At 59.2% G+C, this 22,087-nt stretch carries 19 protein-coding genes; 8 read left to right on the top strand and 11 right to left on the bottom strand.

Annotated features, from left to right (window positions below; genetic code table 11):
• Positions 1-9 precede the first annotated feature (9 nt).
• The 3 genes from hxlB to QM588_RS24940 all read left to right on the top strand — a co-directional run bounded on the left by hxlB (position 10) and on the right by QM588_RS24940 (position 3,959).
• A complete protein-coding gene (hxlB, locus tag QM588_RS24950) occupies positions 10-591 on the top strand; it encodes a 6-phospho-3-hexuloisomerase (protein WP_283317320.1) in 582 nt (193 codons plus the stop codon).
• A gap of 49 nt (positions 592-640) precedes the next feature.
• Positions 641-1,690: a 3-hexulose-6-phosphate synthase gene (gene hxlA, locus QM588_RS24945; RefSeq protein WP_283317318.1), complete on the top strand. Its 1,050-nt coding sequence runs from the start codon at positions 641-643 to the stop codon at positions 1,688-1,690.
• Between the two features lie 589 nt (positions 1,691-2,279).
• Positions 2,280-3,959 (top strand): flavin-containing monooxygenase, encoded by a 1,680-nt coding sequence (locus QM588_RS24940; protein WP_283317317.1) that lies wholly within the window; start codon positions 2,280-2,282, stop codon positions 3,957-3,959.
• 917 nt (positions 3,960-4,876) lie between these two features.
• Here QM588_RS24940 and QM588_RS24935 read toward each other — a convergent pair.
• Positions 4,877-5,305 carry a pyridoxamine 5'-phosphate oxidase family protein gene (locus QM588_RS24935; protein ID WP_283317315.1) on the bottom strand — a complete coding sequence of 143 codons (429 nt, stop codon included), beginning with the start codon at positions 5,303-5,305 and terminating at the stop codon, positions 4,877-4,879.
• Positions 5,306-5,718: 413 nt separating this feature from the next.
• Between QM588_RS24935 and QM588_RS24930 the strand changes: the two genes are divergently transcribed.
• Positions 5,719-6,942, top strand: a complete 1,224-nt coding sequence (locus QM588_RS24930; protein ID WP_283317313.1) for a cytochrome P450 — start codon at positions 5,719-5,721, stop codon at positions 6,940-6,942.
• An 85-nt stretch (positions 6,943-7,027) separates the two neighbouring features.
• On the opposite strand, the gene QM588_RS24925 is transcribed toward QM588_RS24930, so the two are convergent.
• The 6 genes from QM588_RS24925 to QM588_RS24900 all read right to left on the bottom strand — a co-directional run bounded on the left by QM588_RS24925 (position 7,028) and on the right by QM588_RS24900 (position 11,793).
• Positions 7,028-7,657 carry an MBL fold metallo-hydrolase gene (locus QM588_RS24925; RefSeq protein ID WP_283317312.1) on the bottom strand — a complete coding sequence of 210 codons (630 nt, stop codon included), beginning with the start codon at positions 7,655-7,657 and terminating at the stop codon, positions 7,028-7,030.
• Positions 7,654-8,739, bottom strand: a complete 1,086-nt coding sequence (locus QM588_RS24920; RefSeq protein ID WP_283317331.1) for an S-(hydroxymethyl)mycothiol dehydrogenase — start codon at positions 8,737-8,739, stop codon at positions 7,654-7,656. Before QM588_RS24920 ends, QM588_RS24925 begins: the two co-directional genes overlap by 4 nt.
• Before the next feature lie 72 nt (positions 8,740-8,811).
• Positions 8,812-9,168, bottom strand: coding sequence for a cupin domain-containing protein (locus QM588_RS24915; RefSeq protein ID WP_283317311.1), 357 nt, complete (start codon positions 9,166-9,168; stop codon positions 8,812-8,814).
• Positions 9,169-9,215: 47 nt separating this feature from the next.
• The gene (locus QM588_RS24910) at positions 9,216-9,668 is read right to left on the bottom strand and encodes a flavodoxin domain-containing protein (protein WP_283317310.1); all 453 of its coding nucleotides are present in this window, start codon (positions 9,666-9,668) and stop codon (positions 9,216-9,218) included.
• Positions 9,665-11,113 carry an oxidoreductase gene (locus tag QM588_RS24905; protein ID WP_283317309.1) on the bottom strand — a complete coding sequence of 483 codons (1,449 nt, stop codon included), beginning with the start codon at positions 11,111-11,113 and terminating at the stop codon, positions 9,665-9,667. The genes QM588_RS24910 and QM588_RS24905 overlap by 4 nt, the downstream gene beginning before the upstream one ends.
• A 335-nt stretch (positions 11,114-11,448) precedes the next feature.
• Positions 11,449-11,793, bottom strand: a complete 345-nt coding sequence (locus QM588_RS24900; protein WP_283317308.1) for a cupin domain-containing protein — start codon at positions 11,791-11,793, stop codon at positions 11,449-11,451.
• A 279-nt stretch (positions 11,794-12,072) separates the two neighbouring features.
• On the opposite strand from QM588_RS24900, the gene QM588_RS24895 reads away from it, so the two are divergent.
• Positions 12,073-13,326, top strand: coding sequence for an MFS transporter (locus tag QM588_RS24895; RefSeq protein WP_283317307.1), 1,254 nt, complete (start codon positions 12,073-12,075; stop codon positions 13,324-13,326).
• A 170-nt stretch (positions 13,327-13,496) separates the two neighbouring features.
• Here QM588_RS24895 and QM588_RS24890 read toward each other — a convergent pair whose 3' ends face one another.
• From QM588_RS24890 to QM588_RS24880, 3 genes are all read right to left on the bottom strand, one after another.
• Entirely contained in the window at positions 13,497-13,970 is a 474-nt protein-coding gene (locus tag QM588_RS24890) for a CBS domain-containing protein (RefSeq protein WP_283317306.1), read from the bottom strand.
• Positions 13,971-14,100: 130 nt separating this feature from the next.
• Positions 14,101-16,404 (bottom strand): FdhF/YdeP family oxidoreductase, encoded by a 2,304-nt coding sequence (locus tag QM588_RS24885; RefSeq protein ID WP_283317304.1) that lies wholly within the window; start codon positions 16,402-16,404, stop codon positions 14,101-14,103.
• An 81-nt stretch (positions 16,405-16,485) separates the two neighbouring features.
• A complete protein-coding gene (locus QM588_RS24880; RefSeq protein ID WP_283317302.1) occupies positions 16,486-17,400 on the bottom strand; it encodes a LysR family transcriptional regulator in 915 nt (304 codons plus the stop codon).
• Positions 17,401-17,725: 325 nt separating this feature from the next.
• Between QM588_RS24880 and QM588_RS24875 the strand changes: the two genes are divergently transcribed.
• From QM588_RS24875 to QM588_RS24865, 3 genes are all read left to right on the top strand, one after another.
• Positions 17,726-18,949 carry a cytochrome P450 gene (locus QM588_RS24875; protein ID WP_283317300.1) on the top strand — a complete coding sequence of 408 codons (1,224 nt, stop codon included), beginning with the start codon at positions 17,726-17,728 and terminating at the stop codon, positions 18,947-18,949.
• Positions 18,950-19,231: 282 nt separating this feature from the next.
• Positions 19,232-19,510 (top strand): hypothetical protein, encoded by a 279-nt coding sequence (locus QM588_RS24870; RefSeq protein WP_283317299.1) that lies wholly within the window; start codon positions 19,232-19,234, stop codon positions 19,508-19,510.
• Between the two features lie 249 nt (positions 19,511-19,759).
• Positions 19,760-21,133, top strand: coding sequence for an APC family permease (locus tag QM588_RS24865; RefSeq protein WP_283317298.1), 1,374 nt, complete (start codon positions 19,760-19,762; stop codon positions 21,131-21,133).
• A 7-nt stretch (positions 21,134-21,140) separates the two neighbouring features.
• Here QM588_RS24865 and QM588_RS24860 read toward each other — a convergent pair whose 3' ends face one another.
• Complete coding sequence (locus tag QM588_RS24860; protein ID WP_283317296.1) at positions 21,141-21,566, bottom strand: GNAT family N-acetyltransferase; 426 nt, start codon at positions 21,564-21,566, stop codon at positions 21,141-21,143.
• Positions 21,567-22,087: the final 521 nt, after the last annotated feature.

Genomic DNA, 22,087 nt, shown 5'->3' with positions numbered 1-22,087 from the left:
AGGAGGAAGATGACCGACATCGGTGAGCCCACGCGGCTTCAGTTCCACGATGGCCGACGTATAGTGCTCGAAGAGACTGCGCGCCTGCTCAATTCTATCGACGCAGGAGCTTGGGACCATGCGGGAAGATTGATTACGTCGGCCCGCAGTAGCTTTTTCATAGGAAGCGGTCGCAGTGGTCTCGCCGTTCAAATGGCTGCCATGCGTCTTATGCACCTCGGACTACGCGTACATGTGGCCGGGGAGGTCAGCGCCCCAGCAATCGGCGAGGGCGACGTACTGATCGCGGTCTCGGGATCAGGCACCACCGGATCGGTGATTGCAGCGGCGAGGACAGCGAAGAAAGTCGGAGCGAGTGTACTGGCGGTCACCACAGCCTCGGAATCAGCACTCGCACAGGACTCGGACGAGGTTCTGATCTTGCCGGCGGCCGAAAAACAGGACCACAGTGCAGCTATCACCCACCAGTACGCGGGCAGCCTCTTCGAGCAGTCCGTTCTGTTGGCTTTCGATGCACTGTTTCACTCGTTGTGGACCAACGACGATCAGACGGCCGAGACGCTGTGGAAACGCCACGCCAACATCGGCTGACTCACCCCCATCATCGAACACAAAACACAGGAGAAAAACAATGACCAAGTTGCAGGTTGCCGTCGATCTACTCACCACCGCCGATGCACTGGCCCTGACCAACAAGGTGGCCCCGTACGTCGACATCATCGAGCTAGGTACTCCCCTGATCAAGAACGCTGGTCTCAGCGTCGTGAGTGCGATCAAAGCGGCGCACCCTCACCTCGAGGTGTTCGCAGACCTCAAGACAGCTGACGCCGGTTTCCTCGAGGCGGACCTGGCATTCGCAGCGGGGGCTGATCTGGTGACCGTACTCGGCAGCGCCGGTGATGCGACCATCATGGGTGCTGTGGAGGCAGGACGGAAGCACGGCAAGAAGGTTGTCGCTGATTTGATCGGAGTCAAGGACCGCGTGGAGAGGGCACGCGAGGTAACCAAGCTGGGCGTCGCCTTCGTCGAAATCCATGCAGGATTGGACGAGCAAGCCCAGCCCGGCTATTCCATCGACAATCTCCTCGATGACGGCAGGATTGCCGGCGTCCCCTTCTCAGTTGCCGGCGGCGTCAAGATCGACACCATCGCTGCTGTCCGCGAAGCCGGTGCCGACGTTGCGGTAGCAGGTGGGGCTATTTACAGTGCAGAAGACCCAGCCGCTGCTGCTAAGGCATTGAAGGACGCGCTGACGAGCAACCTCGGTGCTGCACCGGTTTTGCGCCAGCTGGGCGAAGCCTTCGCCGCGGGCGACTGGTCCACCTTGCGGCAGACAGTCACCGAAGATGTCGTGTATGTAGACATTTCGTCGGGTAGCGAAGTATCCAGGGGTGCAGATTCATTTGTGCGTGGCGACCAGGACTGGCGGAACGCGTTCTCGGACTTCGAAATCGAGATTCTCTCCATTGTGGGGGACTCGACTCATGCGGCAGGCGATTTCGTCCTTCGCGGCATCCACTCGGGCCCAATGCCTACCCCGTGGGGCGACATCGCTGCGACGGGCCGTCGAGTCGAATTACCTTTTGCGATGTTTTGCGAGGTCAAGGGCGGAAAGGTCACAATGGTCCGAGACCATTACAACCCCACACTGGCTATGTCGCAGATCGGGGTAGATCCCAATAAACTCTGAGCTTGTGTCCGTCGAAGCATCGTTCATCCTTCGGTCGACGTACAGCTCTGCAGGGCGACTACGTCACTGAGTACGGGACCGTGAACCGCCAGCCTGAAGCCTTCCTCGATGTGCCGGCGAAGCGGACAGTTCGAATCGGTGCCCCTCCCCCACGGGAGTGCATATCGCAGCAGAAGATCTGCACTCCCGTGGCGATGGCGACAAGTTCGACTATTCTCCCGTCCTGGTCTCAGCTGTCGAATCCGCAGTGCCGCCGTCAATTTCGAACTCTTGCCAGTGGACGGATGAGCGACCGACTCTGGTGAACGATCGAGGCAGCTGCAGCAACCTCGACGTGGGCTTCATCCACGCTCCCTACGCCGACCCGCCCGAACACGCCTGGTCGAGCACCAAGATCGACGACCCCGACTGACCCGCGGTGGTCAGGATATTGCGGCCACCTGTCGAATCCGCCCTATACGTGTCTGCATGACGCAATGCCCCGGTGAAAGCAATAAAACTTGACAGGCAGTGTCTGGCGGTAGGTGTTCCAAGGACACAGGATTGTTCCAGAAAGCCGCGTCCCGCGGCGACCGAGAAAGGGTGCCAAATGGATTCGACCTCCCGTGAGCAGGTTTCACAAGACGGTGCGACCGAAGTCGATGCCGTCGTCATCGGTGCTGGAATCGGAGGACTCTACGCCGTTCGCAAGCTTGCCGCCGACGGACTGAGCGTCCTCGGCTTCGACTCTGCCTCCGATGTCGGCGGGGTGTGGCGTCACAACGGGTACCCGGGAGCGCGTGTCGATATCGAGGCTTATTACTACAGTTTCTTCGACCCTGAGATCTACCCCGAGTGGCAGTGGTCCATGCGGTACCCACCACAGCCAGAGTTGTTGGCATACCTGCAGCACTACGCTGACCACTACGGTTTACGGCAGTTCTTCCGCTTCTCGACTCGCGTGCAAGCGATGCAGTGGCAGCCGCAGACCAACCGTTGGAAGGTGCAGACCGACTCAGGGGAAACTGTTTACGCGCGCCACGTCGTCATGGCGACCGGTCAGCTGTCCAAATCGCGCCAGCTGCCGTTTGCGGGCGTGGAAGATTTCAAGGGACAGTGGCTCGAAACGTCACATTGGCCCGACGAGCCGGTCGACCTGACAGGCAAACGCGTCGCGGTGATCGGAACGGGATCGTCGGGTGCACAGGTGATCGCGGCCATCGCAGGACAGGTCGAAAGTTTGCACGTGTTTCAGCGCACCCCGAACTACGTGGTCCCTTCTCAGAATTCTCCGATGGATCGGGATCGGTATCGTCAGCTCAGCGAGAATCTCGGTGAGCTGTGGGATCAGGTCATGGAGACCGGGGTCGCGTATCTGGCCCCCACAACCGACGTGCCGGCGTCTCAGATGACCGCGGAACAGCAGTTGCAGCGGCTCAATGACCAGTGGGCTTTCGGTGGGCTGTCCATGACCTTCGCCTTCCCGGACCAGAAGACCGATTGGCAGACCAATGATCTGGTCTCGAACTTCGTACGGGGAAAGATCCGCGACGCGATCGACGATCCGACACTTGCGGACAAACTCGAACCGCGCGACTACCCGATCGGAACGCGTCGCCTGGTGGTCTGCAACGGCTACTACGAGGCGTTCAACCAAGACAATGTTCATCTGGTGGATCTACGTACTGACTCCATCGAACGAGTTACCGAAACCGGGATCCAGACGACTGCAGGATTCCACGAGGTAGATGTCATCATCTCCGCGCTCGGGTTCGACGCGTTCACCGGTGCCTTGGATTCGATCGACATCCGTAACGCGGAGGGACAGAAGCCGACCGACGGTTGGGATCGTGGGCCTCATGCATATCTCGGATTGATGGTGCACGGATTCCCCAACATGTACGTCCTCACAGGTCCGGGATCGCCATCGGTGTTGGTGAACTTCAATGTGCACAACGTATTCCATGTCAACTACGTGGCAGACCTCATCACCTTCATGGATGAGAACGGCCACGACTCCGTGGATGCGACTATCGAAGCCCAGAACGAATGGCACCTCCAGACGCAGGAGGCCGCTGACGGTTTGTTGCGCAAACAGGTGAAGAACTACATGGTGCACGTCAACGACGACGGCTCCCGCGTGTTCATCCCGTACTCCGGCGGCTGGTCGAAGTACGTCGGAATCGTCAACCGCATCGCCGAGGAAGGCTACACGGGCTTCACCTTCACCGGTCGTGGACAGTCCGATCCCGAAATCGAAAGCCGTTCAGCAGCAGCACTTTCTGTGTAATTCTCGACTGCAAGTCCACAGCTCACAGGTGTTGTCCGGGTCGGACCCAGACCTTCGATTCAGCGCACCTGTGAGCTGTGGCTTTCGATCAGACCGTCCCTCGGTACATTCGGGCGATACACGGAGTCGGGTAGCTGGTATTGCCGCGGAGCGTCGATCCGATTGTCGGCTTCCAACGCAACACAGTCGATGTCACCGACAGAAGTTCAAGTAGGCGCAAATAATCATATGCAAGCGCCGATCGCTCGCCTCGTGCCCCACGGCTGTCGGATTCCCGACGGCTTCGGCGGATAACCGGCTAGTACAGATCTACCGAATCGCTGCCGTGCAGCCGACACTCTCAACCGACGGGGATCAGTGTAGTCAGTTTTGATTGCGCCGTCTTCGGTGGTGATTATCAAAGTTCGTCATCACCAATCCGTTCGGCGTACAGCGCGGAAGCCAGGCCTCATAGTCGCCATACAGAGTCTTCGCCAGGCCCCTGGCGAAGACTCTGTTTGCGGTGGGGTCGACTTCACCTCTTGCACAACGGGAGATGACCCGATCAACGCCCGGAGCTTGCAGGTCGCCGGCAGCACTTGGAGGCACCGCGCTTCACGACGCATTGGTCGTTCGAGGTCCGGCAACACCCTCGCCGACAACAAGAGCGTAGGCCGCCGACGACGACGAACCTTCCAGAACCGTGCGCCGATACGACTACTTCCTGTGGTAACGCCCCGCTGGTTCCGATCTCAACACATAGAAACGACCAGGAAATTCACGGAACCGCGTCGCCTACGAAACGATTGTCGGCAGTTGGGGTACATTTCCACGAGCCATATCAAATGCAGGGAAGTCGACACCACCCAAGATCGCGATGCGCTGTTCGATGATCATCTCCCGCGCGTAGGCCACGAGATCCACATAGGCGGGATTGCCTATTCTTTGTTGTAGTCGACCGAGTTCCACACTTTGGGACGCATCGTTATCAAAACCGCGTCCTCTGTGTAATTCGCATCGAGGTAGGCATCCATCTCATCCGCAGAGACGTAACGTTCGACGATCGGGATCACACCTTCACGGGTGATCCCCTCACGGATCGAAGCAGGGCCGCCGACGGACACGAATTGATAGGGCCAAATGTCATGGTGAACCGTGAGGGAAAATCGCCCGGCCTCGCGAATGAATCGTTCTTTCATCGATCCGAGCTCGGTCCAGATTTCTAGGTCGCCGGCCTCATCGAGGCGGTACCAGATCGGCACGGACAGCGGCGGCTTGTTGTCAGCGCGCTCGACGGCGATGACGGCGACGTGGCTGCCGCGCAAGAACTCGGTTCGTTCGGCCACTGTCATCTTCAAATCGGTCATAGTCGCTTCCTATTCGGGGATACGAGGCACCGAGGGATTCGACAAATCGAAATCCCTATGGCTCACCGTGCAATTCAAGCAACACGTAGGCAACGGAATCGGTCGATTCGGCCAAGATCTGTTAACCACGCGAAGAATTCCAGACCGCCAAACTATGGCACGAAGCCATCCAGCGGTCCAGCAACAACTTTCGCTCGGCAGTGTTCGAAGAATTCGACGAATCGTGCCATCTCACCGCCGAGAGTCGTCGAACTCGCGTGTCTCGACCTGACGATTGCCCATCTGGGCCCTTCACCTACTTTGCCCGCAGGCGGGATCGGCACTCACAGCCGTGACAATGCGTCAGGTCCATCCGGTCAAGCAATTGCACTACGTCTAGTGTGTCGTCGCACGCCGGGCCGGACAATTTGTTCATGATCCCAATCACGCCGCCGCACGAGGGAAGCCCCAGTGCAGCCCCCTCAACTGCGCCGGACCAGACGGAGCTGCTGCCGTTCTATCGCGAAGAACTTTTCGATGAACCGTACCCGCACTTTCGTCGGCTCCGCGACGAATATCCCGTTCTGAAGCTCACGGACGGCACGTATGTGGTGTCGCGATACGAAGACGTCGCCACTCTCCTGAAGCACACGAAGAGTTCAGTGGAGCAACTGGATTTCGGATCGTTCGAAATCTTTCACTCCACTGTCATCGGCATGGACGCGCCAATGCACACCGGTCACCGGAGACTCGTGAACAACCTGTTCACGCCCAAATCGGTGCGTAGTTGGATGGGCACCACTGCCTCGTTCGTCGAGCGCGCGCTGTCCGACTCGAAGGCAACGGGACAGATCGAAGCCGTACGCGAACTGTGCCTTGTTCCAACGCATGCGACGATGTGCGCAATGCTGGGAATGACCGACGAGCATGCTGACGAGGTGCGCCACAATACCTACGAATTTGCTCGAGGATTCGGCATCGTCGCGACCGAAGATGATCTCAAGGCTGGGGCCGAGGGCAGTGCGTGGCTGGAAGACTACTGCATCGCCGAGATCGAGAAGGTCGCCCAAGATTCTCGACCGGGTGTCATTTCCGCTTACCTGGAGGCCGAAGAGCGCGGTGAGATGAGCAGGCGGGAGACAACGGCCAGCATCATGCTCTTCCTGGCAACCGGCCACTTTTCGACGGTTACGCTCGCGGCACACGGTTTGGAGCGGCTGGCCTCGGATCCAGAGCTCTACGCGATGTTCCGCGACGATCCCGCGGTTCGACCCAAATTTATCAACGAACTTCTCCGGTTCATCGCGCCCGAGACGGGAGTCACGCGTATGACACTCGAAGACGTGGAACTGTCCGGAACCGTTGTGCCCGCAAATTCAACGGTCTACGCACTCCTGGCATCAGCCAACCGCGACGAGCGAATCTTTGCAGACCCCGACCGCTTCGACCACAATCGGGACAGTCAGCGACAGCACCTTTCTTTCGCCGCCGGACTGCACTCTTGTATGGGGCAAGTCCTCGCGCGCCAATCGACCGACACCATCTTGACGGCAGTCACACAAGGGTGCGCCGGTATCGAGCTGGCCGGTGAGCCCGAGTACAACAGCATTCAGCACGCCCGCCAGTGGAAGACCCTGAATTTGAAACTGACATTCTGACAACCCTGCTAAACAAAGCCTGAAGGCCTCCCTGCGCGTGCGCCGGGAGGCCTTCAGCTTCTATTCGAGATTTTCGCCGCTTAGATCAATGACCTCGAGTGACCCACTGGTCATAATCGACCATCTCATCGCCGATTTCGGTGGTGTCACCGTGGCCGGTGTACACCACGGTGTCGTCGGGCAAAGTTCCAAGGCGTTGACGGATCGAATTTAGGATGGTCGGGAAGTCCGAGAACGAGCGACCGGTTGCTCCTGGTCCGCCGCGGAAAAGCGTGTCTCCGGAGAAGACGGCACCGAGTTCGGGCGCGAACCAACACATCGAGCCGGGTGAGTGCCCGGGCGTATGTAAGCCGACGAGCTCGATACCACCGGCAGTCACGATCATGCCGTCTTCGGCCGGAGTGAACTCTTTTCCAGGATGGGTCTCTTGCCACAACATGTCATCGGCGGGGTGAAGCAGAACCGGGGCGTCCAGGGCTCGGCCTAGCTCGGGAGCAACGGTGAGGTGGTCGTTGTGGCCGTGGGTGCAGATTACGGCGACCACGTTGCGCCCCGCTACGGCATCGATGATGGGTTGCGCCGTGTGAGCAGCGTCGAAAACCACGACATCGGAGGCGTCACCGACGACCCAGATGTTGTTGTCGACATCCCAGGAGCCGCCATCGAGTTCGAACTTTCCGGATGTCACGACCCGGGCAATGTGGCTGCTGCTCACAGCAGTACTACCGAACGCAGCACTTCTCCAGCATGCATTTTGTCAAAAGACTCCTCGATGTCGTCGAGGCCGATCCGTTCGGAGACGAACTTCTCGAGTGGCAAACGCCCCTGTAGATACATACTGATCAAAGTGGGAAAGTCACGCTCCGGCAGGCAGTCTCCGTACCAACTGGATTTCAGGGATCCGCCGCGGGAGAAGAAGTCCACCAACGGCATTTCCAAGGTCATCGACGGCGTAGGCACACCGACCAGCACAACGGTGCCGGCCAAGTCGCGGGCGTAAAACGCCTGCTTCCAGGTCTCCGGGCGCCCAACCGCGTCGATGACCACGTCGGTACCGAAGCCCTCTGTCAGCTCCAAGATCGATGTCACGACATCGGTATTCGATGCATTTACCGTGTGTGTGGCTCCGAATTCACGAGCCTTGGCCAACTTCTTGTCATCGAGGTCCACAGCGATGATGGTTTTGGCTCCGACCAGCGCTGCACCGGCAATCGCGGCATCACCGACGCCTCCGCAGCCGATGACGGCAACAGTGTCATCTCGATTGATCGCACCTGTGTTGATAGCCGCACCGATACCGGCCATCAGACCGCACCCGAGCAATCCGGCCACAGCAGGATCGGCTCGAGCGTCGACCTTGGTGCATTGGCCTTCATGTACGAGCGTCTTCTCGGCGAACGCACCGATGCCCAGTGCCGGTGACAGCACGGTGCCGTCGGTCAGTGTCATCTTTTGGGTAGCGTTGTGGGTGTCGAAGCACAAGTGAGGGCGCCCGCGTTTACACGCTCGACATTGCCCACACACGGCGCGCCAGTTCAGGATTACAAAATCGCCGGGTTCGACGTTCACAACGCCGGCCCCGATCGCTTCGACGGTGCCAGATGCCTCATGCCCGAGCAAGAACGGATACTCGTCGTTGATACCGCCATCGCGATAGGTCATGTCGGTGTGGCACACCCCGCAGGCGATTACCTTCACCACCACCTCACCCGGGCCGGGATCCGGAATCACGATGTCGGCGACCTCGACTGGGGCACCCTTGGAGCGAGAAATCACGCCTCGCACTGTCTGGCTCATTGACAAAAGTCTCCACATTCTCTTGATTACATCTGTTGGTGACACCGCTAGCTGGTAAGTATTGGGCCGGGATCAGAAGAGGGTGTACACCTTCAAAACCGTTGCGTGGAGTTCCCACACGCCGCTCCACCCCTTCGGGAAGACGGCGCTGTCGCCGGACGCAAGCTCGAGAGGCTGGCCACCGTCCTGGGTCACCGTCATCCGGCCGGAGAAGATCGTGAAGGACTCGTTGGTGTCGAATGTCCAGTGCGACAATCCGGGCGCACATTTCCAGATGCCGAGTTCGAAGACTCCATCCCCGGACCAAAGCCTTTTGCCTTCGGTAGCCATCGGGGCCCCTGTTGCTTCGGGGAGCGGGCCCCAGTCGTCCAACGCCACCGAGTTGGGGTTGGGTACGACGGCCGCATTCAAGGTGGTTACGTCTGACATGGTCGATCTTCTCCTTCTATTGCGGATATGGCTGGTTGGCCAGGGCCTCAAACTTCGGCAGCGGCGAAAGTCTCTGTGGCCCAGCTGGTTGCTATGTCGCAGGGGTCGAGGCCACTGTCGGCGTCATGGCGACCGGTCTCACCGATCTGAACCGCACCGAGGTCGGTCACCGCTTCGATCAGGGTTGCTATACCGTTGTTGTACGTGTCGTAGCTGCTGTCGCCGAGGCCGAAGGCGGCGAATCGCGTCCTCGACAGATCGGGCTTGTTTTCTTTGAGTGCGTCGAAGAATGGGATGGCGGTATCGGGAAGGTCGCCCTCGCCATAAGTCGACGTGATGAGGATGACAAGGTTCGCCCCACAGAGGTCATCCACTGGGTAGTCCCCCATGCTGTGGATCTCACTCGTGACACCGAAAGGATCGAGTGCCGCCGCGATTTCGTCGGCGACCATCTCGGAATTGCCGGTTTCGGTTCCGAAGAGGATTGTGGCCGTGGTCATTGATCCGACTCCCTGGTTGGTTGTTGGTGCGTTCGCACAGCACCGGCGGTCCGGGTTACCGGCATATCGGTATCCGACTCCGAAGCGGTGCCCGAACTAATTGCTGACGTTGCGATCGAGAGCATGCGCTCACGGTCGGTAACTTTGCGCCTGCAACGGCCGGGCAGCGCCTCTTGCTGTTCGAGAGCTTCGATACGTTGCCAGTCTGCAAAAGAGACCACGCTGCGAAGCAGAGGCCCCACCACGGCGTAGCCTGCTTTTCCTATTTTCAGTCGACCGCTGATCACGTCGTCGGCGATGCGCTCGACTACCTGCATTGCGTCCTTGCGGTTTTCGGGGATAGCCCCGTGCGGTCCACGGCTCAGCCAACCCACGCGGTAGACGTTGTCACCCGACCAGTCTCCGGTCGGAGAACTCAGATCCTGCTGATCGCCGTGAGTGAATCCGATTGCCGTTATCACTGTGTCGACGACCAAGTCGGTTGTTGCGTCGGACCCATACGGCGTGCTCACCCTCAGAATGGTTCGGTCACCGCTTGTAGTGATCGATTCAGGGCTGAGCTGAAAGTGAAGGCGTACGTGGGTGCGCACCTGGTCCGTTGATGGAGGGTCTTCGGCAGTGTCTACATGCGTGCGTAGTAGCTCGGCGGCGGGACCTGTTGCGTTGTCACCCAGACCGATTACGGTCACATCGATATTCGGGAGGGACAACAGCTCCCGTAACATCGCGTAGTCGAACTTGGCAAGAGCCAAGCCAGATCGACTGATCACGTCGATACTGTTGGGCCTGTTCGGGCGAAGCTGCGCCAGTAGCTCGTCGTCGATGTCGGACCCCTCGAACTCGTGGGGGTCTTTCGACATCAGGCGAACCACATCTAGGGCGACATTGCCCATGCCGACCACAGCAAGCTGTTGTCCTAGAGGGGTATACCGGCCATCGGGGTCGCATGGAATCGTCCGGGTCGGATAACCATTGAGAGCTCGGAGCAGTGTTCCAGCTCCGATAACCCGTGCCCCCGCCTGCGTCGGGACGTCCAGTGGACGGTCTTCGGGGAGACCGGTGGCGAGCACAACGATATCGAAAGCCTCTGCAAGCGTGGAAAACTCGATGTCGGTTCCAACGCATACATTACCGACAAATCGAACGTTGCCCTTGGTGAAGAGCCGATCGAATTGACGCGTGACGTTCTTGGTTCCTTGATGATCGGCCGCAATTCCATAGCGAACCAGACCGTAAGGGGTAGGCATCGACTCGAATACAGCGATCTCCGATCCCGGCCACTTCTTTTCGAGAAAAGACGAAATGTAGCAGCCGGACGGACCGCTCCCGACGACTGCAATAGTGGGCTTGGCACCAACTGATTGCGTCGACGACGCCTCGAGCAGAGCACCACTCGACGCTTCGTCGAGACGCTGCGTAGTACTTGAATGTTTTTCGTCAGTCATTGCTGCACTTTCGCGAGGCGAGACGTGTGGACCTCGCCGGTGAATCCAGGTGCGGGGTTCACACACTCGAGTGCCGGTGGTGGACAGTTGACGCCGAGCGGCGGGCGAATTCCAGCGTACGGAGAGTGTTGCCAAGATCACGTGCTCAAAGTGTCAGATAGTTGACCAAGACCTCGGTCACAGTGTCACTGGTTGTCCCGCCGGAGTATTTCCGAGCATTGCCTCATCCCAAGGCACGTGGAACGGTGACGCCCACGTCAGCTTCTTCAGTGTCCGCTGGTGGGGCGACCGATACGACGCTACTTGACAGCTAGCGATCGGCCACCCCGCAGCGATCAGACAATGCTTGCGGTCTGCGCCTTGGCGTAAAACTTCTGGAGCTGCTCGCGGATCTCCCACTCGCCCACGAACCCATCTTCCATCAAAAACGAGACGCCAGGGGACAACTCCACTGCCGTGCCATCTTCGGAACGTAGGACTCCACTGCCGCTGATGATGTGAATAACTTCGTCGAAACCACGGGGCGCGGTGGTGAACCGTCCTGGTGTCACTTCCCACAGACCGGACTTGAAACTCTCGCCCGCAACGGTTTCGGCGAGCCGAGTAGAAGGGCTCCCCTGCGTCACGCGCTCCGGCGCTACCGGCGTGAAGGGCGTCCAATTTGCTTCGAATTCTTTCATTACCGTCCTTGATCAGAGGTGTGTTGAGCGAGGTGACCGATCGTAACGGCGTTGTGCCCGTTGTGTCTTCGCGAGCAAGCAGTCTCTGACAATATGTCGCAGCGAACGGGATTTCTCCTGACACTTCGACGATTCAGTACGAGGTCCGCGCAGCGGAAGCTTCGTTAGCGCAGACGGCTCGGACGCAATCACCATCGGCCGCCGCCTGCACTTTGCAAAAAACAAGCTTTGCGAGGTCCGGGTCGCGGAACTTTCAGTCCCAAGTCGTAGAGGAGTCAAATGTCGAGCAGTAGGATTACCAATTTGCTGGTGGCGTATCTGGCATTGGTATGTGCGTTTCTGCCCTACGTGGGTTGGAGCCCCAGCCTCGGGGCAATCAGCGAAGAATTGGCCCTTGATTACTCGCAAGCCGGCGGGATCTCGTCGATCACAGGCCTTGTCGCAGGAGCAATGATCTTGATCGGTGGTTTCGTGGCGTCCCGATGGGGCTGCAAGAACGTTATCGTGGCCGGTCTTGCCTCCGGGGTGCTCGGCCAAGCGGTTTTCGCTATGTCGCACGGTTACGGACTGGTCGTGGTTGCCAGGGTGCTCGCCGGCGTCTCAGTAGGATTTCTTTGGGTCGCCACATACACAATGGCAGTCAACTGGTTCCGTGACAGCAACAGGACCGGTCGCGCCCTCGGAGTAATGCTCTCAGGTGACGGAATGGGTGCCCTGCTGAGCCTGTTCGTATTTTCTGCGGTGCTTGCCGCCTTCGGATGGCGTACGGGTCTGACTGTGCAAGCTGTCGTCATGGGTGTTGTACTCGTGTTGGTGCTGGTGGTGTCGAAGAACGCGCCAGTCGACCGCGAACGGGCGGGGCAGCCGTCTGCTGTCGAGTCGGAACCGATTCCCGCCAACGCGGGATCGTATCGCTCGTTGTTGAACCGAAATGTGATCGCCGCAGTGCTGTTTTGGATCGGTGGCGTGGGTCTGTTCGCCGCAATCTCGAGTTGGCTGCCGTCGATTCTGGTCGAAGACGCGGGCATGTCAGAATCTCTGGCTGGATTCTTGACAGCTCTGTTCTCCATTGCAGGTTCGGCGGCTGCGTTGACTGTGCCTCTACTTGCAGAACGGCTGGGCGGAACCAAGAAGATCATCGCGGTGGCGGGAATCGTGACGGCCGTCGCACTCGGCGCGATGACCGCCTTCTTGGCTACAGAAAGCTACGTGATGGTGGTTCTGCTCGTTCCGTTGATCGGTATCGGGGTCTATTCGAGTGAATCGTTGACGCTAGCCGAGGCTATCGAATCGGTTCATCCGAAATTCGCGGGCATCGTCAACGGCATCATCATCGGAACCCCGTGGCTTGTCAGCGGGTTTGCTTACCCGTACTTGTTGGGAGCAGTGAAGGACGCCACCGGTAGTTTCGTTCAGGGGTTCGCGATCTTGACCGTCGCCACCGTTCTCCTATGCGGAGTCACTCCGTACTTCATCAGAGAGACAGCTCAGGTCACGAAGGCGAAATCCTCCCCTCTGGCACAACAACATTGAGCTAGCTGCCTGAACGCGGCGGTGCGGTGTAAACCAGCATCGCAAACCACATCCAGTTCGATCGGACATCGGGACCAGCGGCGTACATATCGATTTGTACGTCTGCGTTGCGACGGCAGTCCTGAAGTTGCGGCAACTCCTCTGCACGTTCAGCCGCTCAGGCCGAAGTATCAATGCCTCGAGCTTACGTCCGTATCGCTGCAAAAGCCCCTGCCGCTTCGCTTCAGACACAACAGTCCAGCCAGTTGGTGGGTACCATCGATGACCGCAAGACGCCTGATACCCTGGCGAATCATACGTTCCAGCACTGCATCCGCGGGCTCGTCATCGCGGACACACCGACCAGTCAGCACGGAACGCATTATGGCAGAGGATGTCGGTGGCAGATCCTCGCAGAGATCCGCTCTGATGAGAGTGCCAACGAGTCGTGACTGCTCGACCACCAACAGCATGTGCACGTGTTCATCGGCAAAATGATGCGCAGCTTGCTCCAGCGTGGTTGCTGCGCCGATCATTTTCGGGTGCTTGACCATGACGTCACGGACGCGGTCCCTGGACTCGCTGGTTCCATCGGTGGAGCGCTGATGGTCCTCCGACTCATGCCCGATTTCCACTGCCATCGCTCCGGTGCCGTGGTCGTTCACTGGGACACTTTCGATTTCTGTTTTGAACCGTTCAGCCACTGGGCCGTAACGGATCCCCAGGCGTCATGGTCAGTGCAATCCATTGCCGCAAAGTCCTTTTCGTTTCTATCGCCCATTAATGGGCGGGCGTTCACGAACAGGCTTCGAGCTTGATGAGGATCGCTTTACTGACCGGCGTATTCGACTTTTCAGCGACATGGTCGAGGGGGATCAAAGGGTTGGTTTCGGGATAGTACGCCGCGACATTGCCGGGAGGAGTCGGGTAAGATACCAACCGGAAATTCTCAGCGCGCCGTTCCTTGGTACAGCCCTCGCGATCGGTCCATTCCGATACCAGGTCGACGTGGTCGCCGTCATGGAAGCCGAGATTCACGATGTCGGTCTCATGGATGAACAGGACTCGCCTACCGCCCTTGACTCCGCGGTAGCGGTCATCGAGTCCATAAATAGTGGTGTTGTACTGGTCGTGGCTCCGCATTGTCTGCAGCATGAGCCGGCCAGGCGGGACGGGCAGCCAACTGAGTTCGTTGACCGCGAAATTCGCTTTTCCTGTGGGGGTCTCGAAGGTACGAGAGTCCCGCGGTGGATGCGGTAGACCAAATCCCTCTTTCTTCCGAACCTTCGTGTTGAAGTCGGCGAAGCCCGGAACGACACGAGATATCGAGTCTCTGACCAGATCGTAATTGTCGGCAAAAGCAGCCCACGGAATTCGATGGTGCAATCCGAATAAGGCCTCCGCGAGGCCACAGACGATCGCAACCTCGGATCGCATGTGCGGACTGGACGGAGTGAGGCCACCGCGGGACCGGTGGACCATCGACATCGAATCCTCGACGGTGACGAACTGCTTCCCGCTGGCTTGCACATCGTTGTCGGTACGGCCGAGAGAGGGGAGGATGAGCGCCGTGCGGCCGTGCACGAGGTGACTGCGGTTCAGCTTCGTACTGATTTGCACTGTAAGCGAACAGTTGCGCAGCGCGGCTTCGGTGACATCGGTGTCGGGTGTGGCCGAGGCGAAGTTTCCTCCCATAGCTACGAACACACACCCTGAGCGCCTGCTCATCGCGCGGATGGAGTCCACGGCGTCGAGGCCGTGCTCCCGCGGTGAGGTGATGCCGAATTCTGTGTCCAGAGCGGCGAGAAAGGACTCAGGCATCTTTTCCCAGATGCCCATCGTACGATCGCCCTGGACGTTGGAATGCCCCCGGACAGGGCACACCCCAGCTCCGGGCTTGCCGATCATGCCGCGCATGAGTAGTAGGTTCACGGCCTCTTCGATCGTGGCGACGCCGTGAGTCTGCTGGGTGAGGCCCATCGCCCAGCAGATTATGGTTGCGTTGGATCGGATCAGGGCGTGGGCGGTGTCCTGAAGTTGTTGGAGTGTCAGGCCTGTCGCCTCGACGACGAGGTCAAGGTCGACTTTGCGGATGTGCCCCAACCAGTCTTCGAACCCGGCGGTGTGAGCGTCGATGAAGGTTCGGTCGATAACGGTCCCCGGGGCCGCGTCTTCGGCGTCGACGAGAAGTTTTGCGAGACCTTGGAACAATGCCATATCACCGCCGATACGGATCTGGAGAAAATCGTCGGCGATAAGTGCTCCGCCACCGATGACGCCGTTCACCTTCTGTGGGTCCTTGAACCGCAGCAGGCCTGCTTCGGGGAGTGGATTGATCGCGATGACGCGGGCACCGTTCGACTTTGCCTTCTCTAGTGTGGAGAGCATGCGGGGATGGTTGGTGCCGGGGTTCTGCCCCGCGACGAGAATCAGGTCGGCATTCTCGATGTCGGGAATCGACACCGAGCCTTTGCCGATGCCGATCGACGCGGTCAGTGCACTGCCTGACGATTCGTGGCACATGTTGGAGCAGTCGGGCATGTTGTTGGTGCCATACGTGCGAATCATCAACTGATACAGAAAGGCTGCTTCGTTCGATGTGCGTCCGGAGGTGTAAAAGATCGCGTCGTTCGGGGTCTTCAACGCGTTGAGTTCGCCGGCAATCAGGCGGTTTGCCCTGTCCCAGTCGATGGGTTCGTAGTGTGTGGCTCCGGGGCGCAGAACCATCGGGTGGGTGATCCGGCCTTGCTGGCCGAGCCAGTAATCGGTTCGGGTGAGAAGGTCCTGAACGGAATGCTGTGCGAAAAAGTCGGGTCCGACCGTGCGCTTGGTCGCTTCCTCTGCGACAGCCTTGGCACCGTTCTCGCAGAATTCTGCGTGCTTGCGATGGCCGGGGGTTTCTGGCCACGCACACCCGGGACAGTCGAACCCCGTGCGTTGGTTCAGCTTTGCAAGCGAAAAAGCAGTTCTGGTGACACCCATCTGTTCGATTCCGCGCCGCAATGACACCAGCACCGCGGGGATGCCTGCTGCGTATTGCTTGTTCTCTGATACGACGATGTTGCTTTCGTCGATCTCGTGGTCGTCGCGACGAGCCATCGTCTGTGAAGCCTTCCGCAAGGAGACAGATACTCCATTGAGGGTGCACTGTCGGAGTCGTCGGTGTCCAAGATGCTCGGCTTACCGTTCGATAGGCTCGCCCGATGATGTCTGGTCGAGCATTGATGCAGTCGCTTCGAGCGCAGCGACCAGAACAGACGGCGGCGCGTCGTTGCGGGTAATCAGACCGACGATCGTGGGTCGGCGGCCTTCTTCCAGAGGTGTGCACCGCAACCCGTATGGCTCGCCGAATACATCGGTCCATGTTTTCGGGACCACGGCCGCCCATTTGCCGGTCTTGACGTGTGCGTACAGCGAAGCCACGGAGTTGGTTTCGATCTGGGGGGTGCAGACGCATTCGTCGTCGGCGAAGTTCTGGTCGAGTATGCGCCTGCCGCGCATGACGGACGGGAGCGCGCACATCGACAACGTCGAAGCCTCTCGCCACGAGATGAGTTCGCGTCGTGGCTGTGCCGGATCGTCAGCCGTCAGCAGCGTGTACATCTCCCGATAGAGCGGGAATGCCCGATGGTGTTCGGTGACGGTGTCGTCGAGGTAGGTGATTCCGCCGTCTAGCTCGAATCGATCCAACCTGGCCGCGATCTCGACGGAGGAAAGATCTTCGTCGAAGCTGACTGTGATGAGGGGATAACGTGTACAGAGCGATCCGGACAGCTCGGCGACCGCGGTCGACGCGGTTGGTATGACCCCCAGCCGAAGCGTTCCCGTCACGCCGGCCCTCAAACTGGCAGCCTCGTGAAGTAGGGAAGCATGACTGTCGAGAATTCTCTCTGCCCAGCGGACTATGCGCTCGCCCTCGACAGTCAGACCTTCGAATCGATGGCTTCTGGCAATCAGCGGTAATTCGAGCTCGAGCTCTAGCCTTCGGATCGCCTCGGACAACGCCGGTTGCGAGACGTCACATGCATCTGCAGCGCGGGTGAAGTGCTGCTCGCGCGCCAAAGCGACAAGGTATTGGAGTTGTCTGAACTGCATAGCTTCATCGTCGCACTCAACTGTGCATCGATATGCATCCGTGCCATTTCAACTGCAGTGTTTCCACGAAGTAACGGTCCGGCCCTTCCCTCCCCAGGTGACATGCTGCCAAGGCGAAACCGAAATGATCGAATCAGCAGAAACCGACTATCGACGTCGCAATGAATAACCGACACCTTGTGAATGCAACACTGCTGCTATACCACACACGATCGATTTCTCCGATGGCAATGACGTTCAAAGTTACGTTGCGTCATGAAATTTCGGTCGAATCACGCCATTCTGTATAGTGGTATTACATGGCTTGGCTCACATAATTCAATTCATGACTTCAACCACGCCATTGCCTGGGGGTGGTGGTCACACCGCTTCTACCGCACCGGACCAAACGGATTTGCTGCCGTTCTATTACAAAGAACTACTCGATGCGCCGTACTCGCACTTCCGTCGATTGCGAGACGAATATCCCGTCCTCCAGCTCGCGGACGGTACGTACGTGGTATCGCGCTATGACGACGTGTCCGTGCTGTTGCGGCATACGAAGAGTTCGGTCCAACAGCTGGACTTCGGGGCTTTCGATATTCTTCACTCTTCTTTGGTGGGAATCGATGCCCCTGTGCACACCCGGCATCGACGGCTGATCAGCGGTATGTTCAGCCCGAAGTCGGTCAAGAGTTGGATAGCCACCACCACCTCGGCTGTCGAACGCGCGCTGTCCGAAGCAAGAACGACATGTCGTATCGAGGCGACGCGCGAGTTGTGTCTGCTTCCGATACACGAAACCACGTGCAAGATTTTGGGTATACCCAACGAGCACGCCGATGCCGTGCGCCATTACACCTATCAGTTCGCACGCGGGTTCGGCGTCGTTGCAACCGAGGACGACCTACGGGCTGGTGCCGAAGGCAGCGCGTGGCTGGAGAACTTCTGTGCGGAAGCAGTCGATAGAGCTGGCCGAGAACCACGAACAGGAGTGATTGCTGCGTATCTCGAGGCCGAAGAACGCGGTGAGATGACACGGCGGGAATCAACAGCCAACGCTATCCTTTTCTTGGCCGCGGGCCAGTTTTCGCCGACCAACCTCACTGCGCACGCACTGGAGCGCATGGCAATGGACCCCGAGCTGTTCGCCGCATTTCGTGACGATCCAGCGGTTCGCCCCAAGGTCATCACCGAGCTGATTCGTTTCGCCACGCCTGAGGTCGGGGTAACGCGGATGACCCTCGAGGACTCAGAGGTGGCGGGCACCGTCGTGCCCGCAGGCTCGACGGTCTACCTATTGCTCGCATCGGCAAACCGAGACGAGCGTGTCTTTACCGACCCGGACACGTTCGATTACACCCGCTCGCCCGAAGAAGGGCCACAGCTGGGCTTTGCCGCTGGCCTGCATTCGTGCATGGGACAGCCGCTCGCGCGTCAAGAAGCCGAAACGATCTTGACTGCGGTAACCCAGGGATGCTCGCGAATCGAGCTTGCGGGCGAACCTGAATACAACAGCATTCAGCATGCGCGGCAATGGAAGACGCTGAATCTTCGACTCACCTTCTAGTTGGGTGGGTTACGAGGGCAGATAGTGCCCACAAGAGCCATCGGACTTGGTCGGCCGTGCGCCACGGTTCTAATGCACCGCTCGGTAACCCAGGACCCGGCACGGTGGACACTCTGTCAAGAAGATTCTCTTCGGTTTGCGACACATGGCCATTCGCTTCCGTGAGTGCACTCGGTCACACTTTAAATGGCCGCAGCTAACCCGTGACGCGCTAGTAGCGCCAGACCCTAGCCGGCGACCGGTCTTCGTGTCCGACACCCAACGAAGCAGAGGCGAATCGAATTGATTATCACTATCAACAAGCAACTCGGGTGGGAGCTCGCCGACCACCTCGGCCGACGTCTCAGCGCCAAGGAACGCACGGCTGTCTTCGCTGCCCTAGGCAGCGGCGATGACAGGTCAGCCATCCATCGCTTGATCCTCATTGCCGCAACGAATGATCATTTGCTCCCACCGACGATGACGAAGGACCTGAAGGATTGGGTCCACGCCCACGATGCGGAAGACATCTACGCACCTGCGCTGGCCCGAATCCAGGACACGCTCGAACTATGTCGCTGACTTTACACTGACCGGCGATGCGAAACTATCCGAAAGTTGTTCGACCGCTTCAAGTTCGGCTACTCCATGCGCTTCTCCAGCACGCTTTGAATCCTGCCGGCAGAACTATCATTTAGGTCACCCAAGTGTCCGACCGTTAACCAACTGATTCCTCCAGAAGGGCTGACCGGCAGCGTGTCCAGCGAATTGTCATCACCAGATTCCTCCAGCACAGAACACCACGACGGCAAGGCACGCCTCAGAGGCTCCATGGGGGTTTGGGGAATCGTCTTCATCGTCGCCGCATTCGCGGGCCCTCTCGGTGCGATGGGCGGCACGGTGCCGATCGGCATCAACGCAGGGAATGGGATTGGGCTCCCCACTACTTTCGTCGTGAGCACCGTCATCCTTCTACTGTTCTCGGTCGCCTACACCGCTCTGACTCCATATGTGCGTAACGCAGGTGCGTTCTACGCGTACATCGGTACGGGCCTGGGTCGACGGACTGGATTCGGAACCGCTTTCATGGCGTTGCTCGCCTACCTGGCTCTCCTGGTCGGGGTCTACGGTCTTCTCGGTTCCGGCATCACCGCGCTGCTCGCATCATGGGGCGCCGACGCTCCATGGTGGGTGGGGGCTTACGTGAGCATGGTCGCTGCCACTTTCCTGGGATTTCGCAACATCGACCTCTCGAAGAAAGTGCTCGGATCGCTACTGATTGCCGAAGTCGGAATAGTCCTGGCGCTGGATGCGGCTGTCGTAGTCAGCGGCGGAACCGACGAGGGGATGTCGAGCGGATTCACCGCACCGGAGGCCTTGCTATCGGGCGCACCCGGACTTGCATTGCTGTTCTGCTTCCTCAGCTTCCTGGGGTTCGAGGCAACGGCGGTGTTTCGTGACGAATGCCGTAACCCCAACCGCACGATTCCGATAGCGACGTATCTGGCTGTGACCCTTGTAGGTCTGCTCTACGTGGTGTCCACCTGGGCGCTGATTTCAGCGTGGGGCGACACCGAAGCAATCAGCATTGCCGCTACCGATCCGGGTTCGATGCTTCCTGGTGCCGTCGGGACCTACCTCGGTAGCACCGCGGAACATATCGTCCAGGTACTTTATGTGACAAGCCTGTTTGCGTGCTTGTTGTCCATTCAGAACGTGACTTCGCGATACGTGTTCAACATCTCTCAGCGAGGTGCGCTACCGGCAGTCTTGGGCATGCGTAACGAACGGCACGGTTCACCCTCCACCGCCTCGAACGTCGTGACAGCCATTGCTGCGGTCTTCGTATTGCTGGCGATCGTGATCGATCTGGATCCCGCAACTGAGCTCTACGCTTGGTTTGCCGGTGCTACCACGGTCGGTTTCATTCTTATGCTTCTCGGCACAACCGTGTCAGCCCTGATCTTCTTCGCCCGACGTCGACGCGCCGGACAACTCGAAGAGTCCGTTGTCCGAGTCATCGTGGCCCCAGCGATCGCCTTGATATGCCTCGTAGCAGTATTCGTCTTGGTCCTTCAGAATCTTCGGGAGCTCGTCGGTGGATCTCTACCAGTAGCGTGGGCCGTACTCGGCTTGCTCACTGCGGCCTTCGCTTACGGCTTCGTGGTAGCTACTCGCAAGCCAGGGCTGTCCCTCGACAACTAGTGTGCCGCTAGGGAACCTGGACGCTGTATTTGAAGCCGAGGTGAGAGTCTGTGAACCCGAGCCGTCGGTAGAAACGGTGAGCATCTGTGCGAGCTGCGTCGGACGTGAGCTGAACTAGGGACGCGTGGAGCTCGATTGCCGCACGTTCGACGACCCAGCGCATGAGAGCGTCACCGATTCCGACCGAACGTTCCTCGCTCGCGATGCGGACGGCCTCGACCAACAACCTAGTGCTCCCCCGGCGTGCCATTCCCGGGATGAGAGTGAGTTGAAGCATGCCCACGACAACGTTTTCCGGCCGGGCCAGGACCACCAACTCGTTTCCAGGGCTATCGGATATCTCGTCGAGCGCCTTCGCATACACCGGGTGATCGTCTGCGTTGGCGACGTCGCCGCGACCGGAACTGATCGGATCATCCGACAGAAGCCGCATGATGACTGGGACATCCTCCCGCGACGCCCGGCGAAGGAGCAGGTCGCCAGAGCGCGAGGTGACTGGGGTGGGGAGAGACAAACCAGTGAGCACGACTTCCATGGTCTCAGTGAGCCGACGCTGACTGGTCCGCGGGCCGGTCCCTGGCCTTCGACGGCAGACGAGGGCGCCGAAGACCTGCGCTTCGGAATGGCCTCGTGTCTTCACACTGACGTCGGTCCAATGGTGTTCTGGCCCGCGATTCGCCGCCCAGTCGCGCAATCCGTGACTACGGCAGTTTACCGGTGCCGATTCCGAGCGGCCCCGGATGACCGAGCTATGGTCGCAGTAGACCCTCTCCGAGTCGGCCGCGACAGACCACGCAATCTAAGAAGCTGTAGCAGTTCAGGATTGGAGCCGTCGGGCCAGATATGGTCCCGTGATGCTGCCCGGGGACGACGCGACTTCGGCGGGCGTCCCGGTGGCAACCACGGTGCCCCCGTTGTCGCCGCCGCCGGGACCGAGGTCGATGACCCAGTCTG

The organism is Rhodococcus sp. IEGM 1354 (assembly GCF_030056855.1).
Lineage (GTDB): Bacteria > Actinomycetota > Actinomycetes > Mycobacteriales > Mycobacteriaceae > Rhodococcoides.
This window is presented reverse-complemented; position numbering and strand designations above follow the sequence as displayed.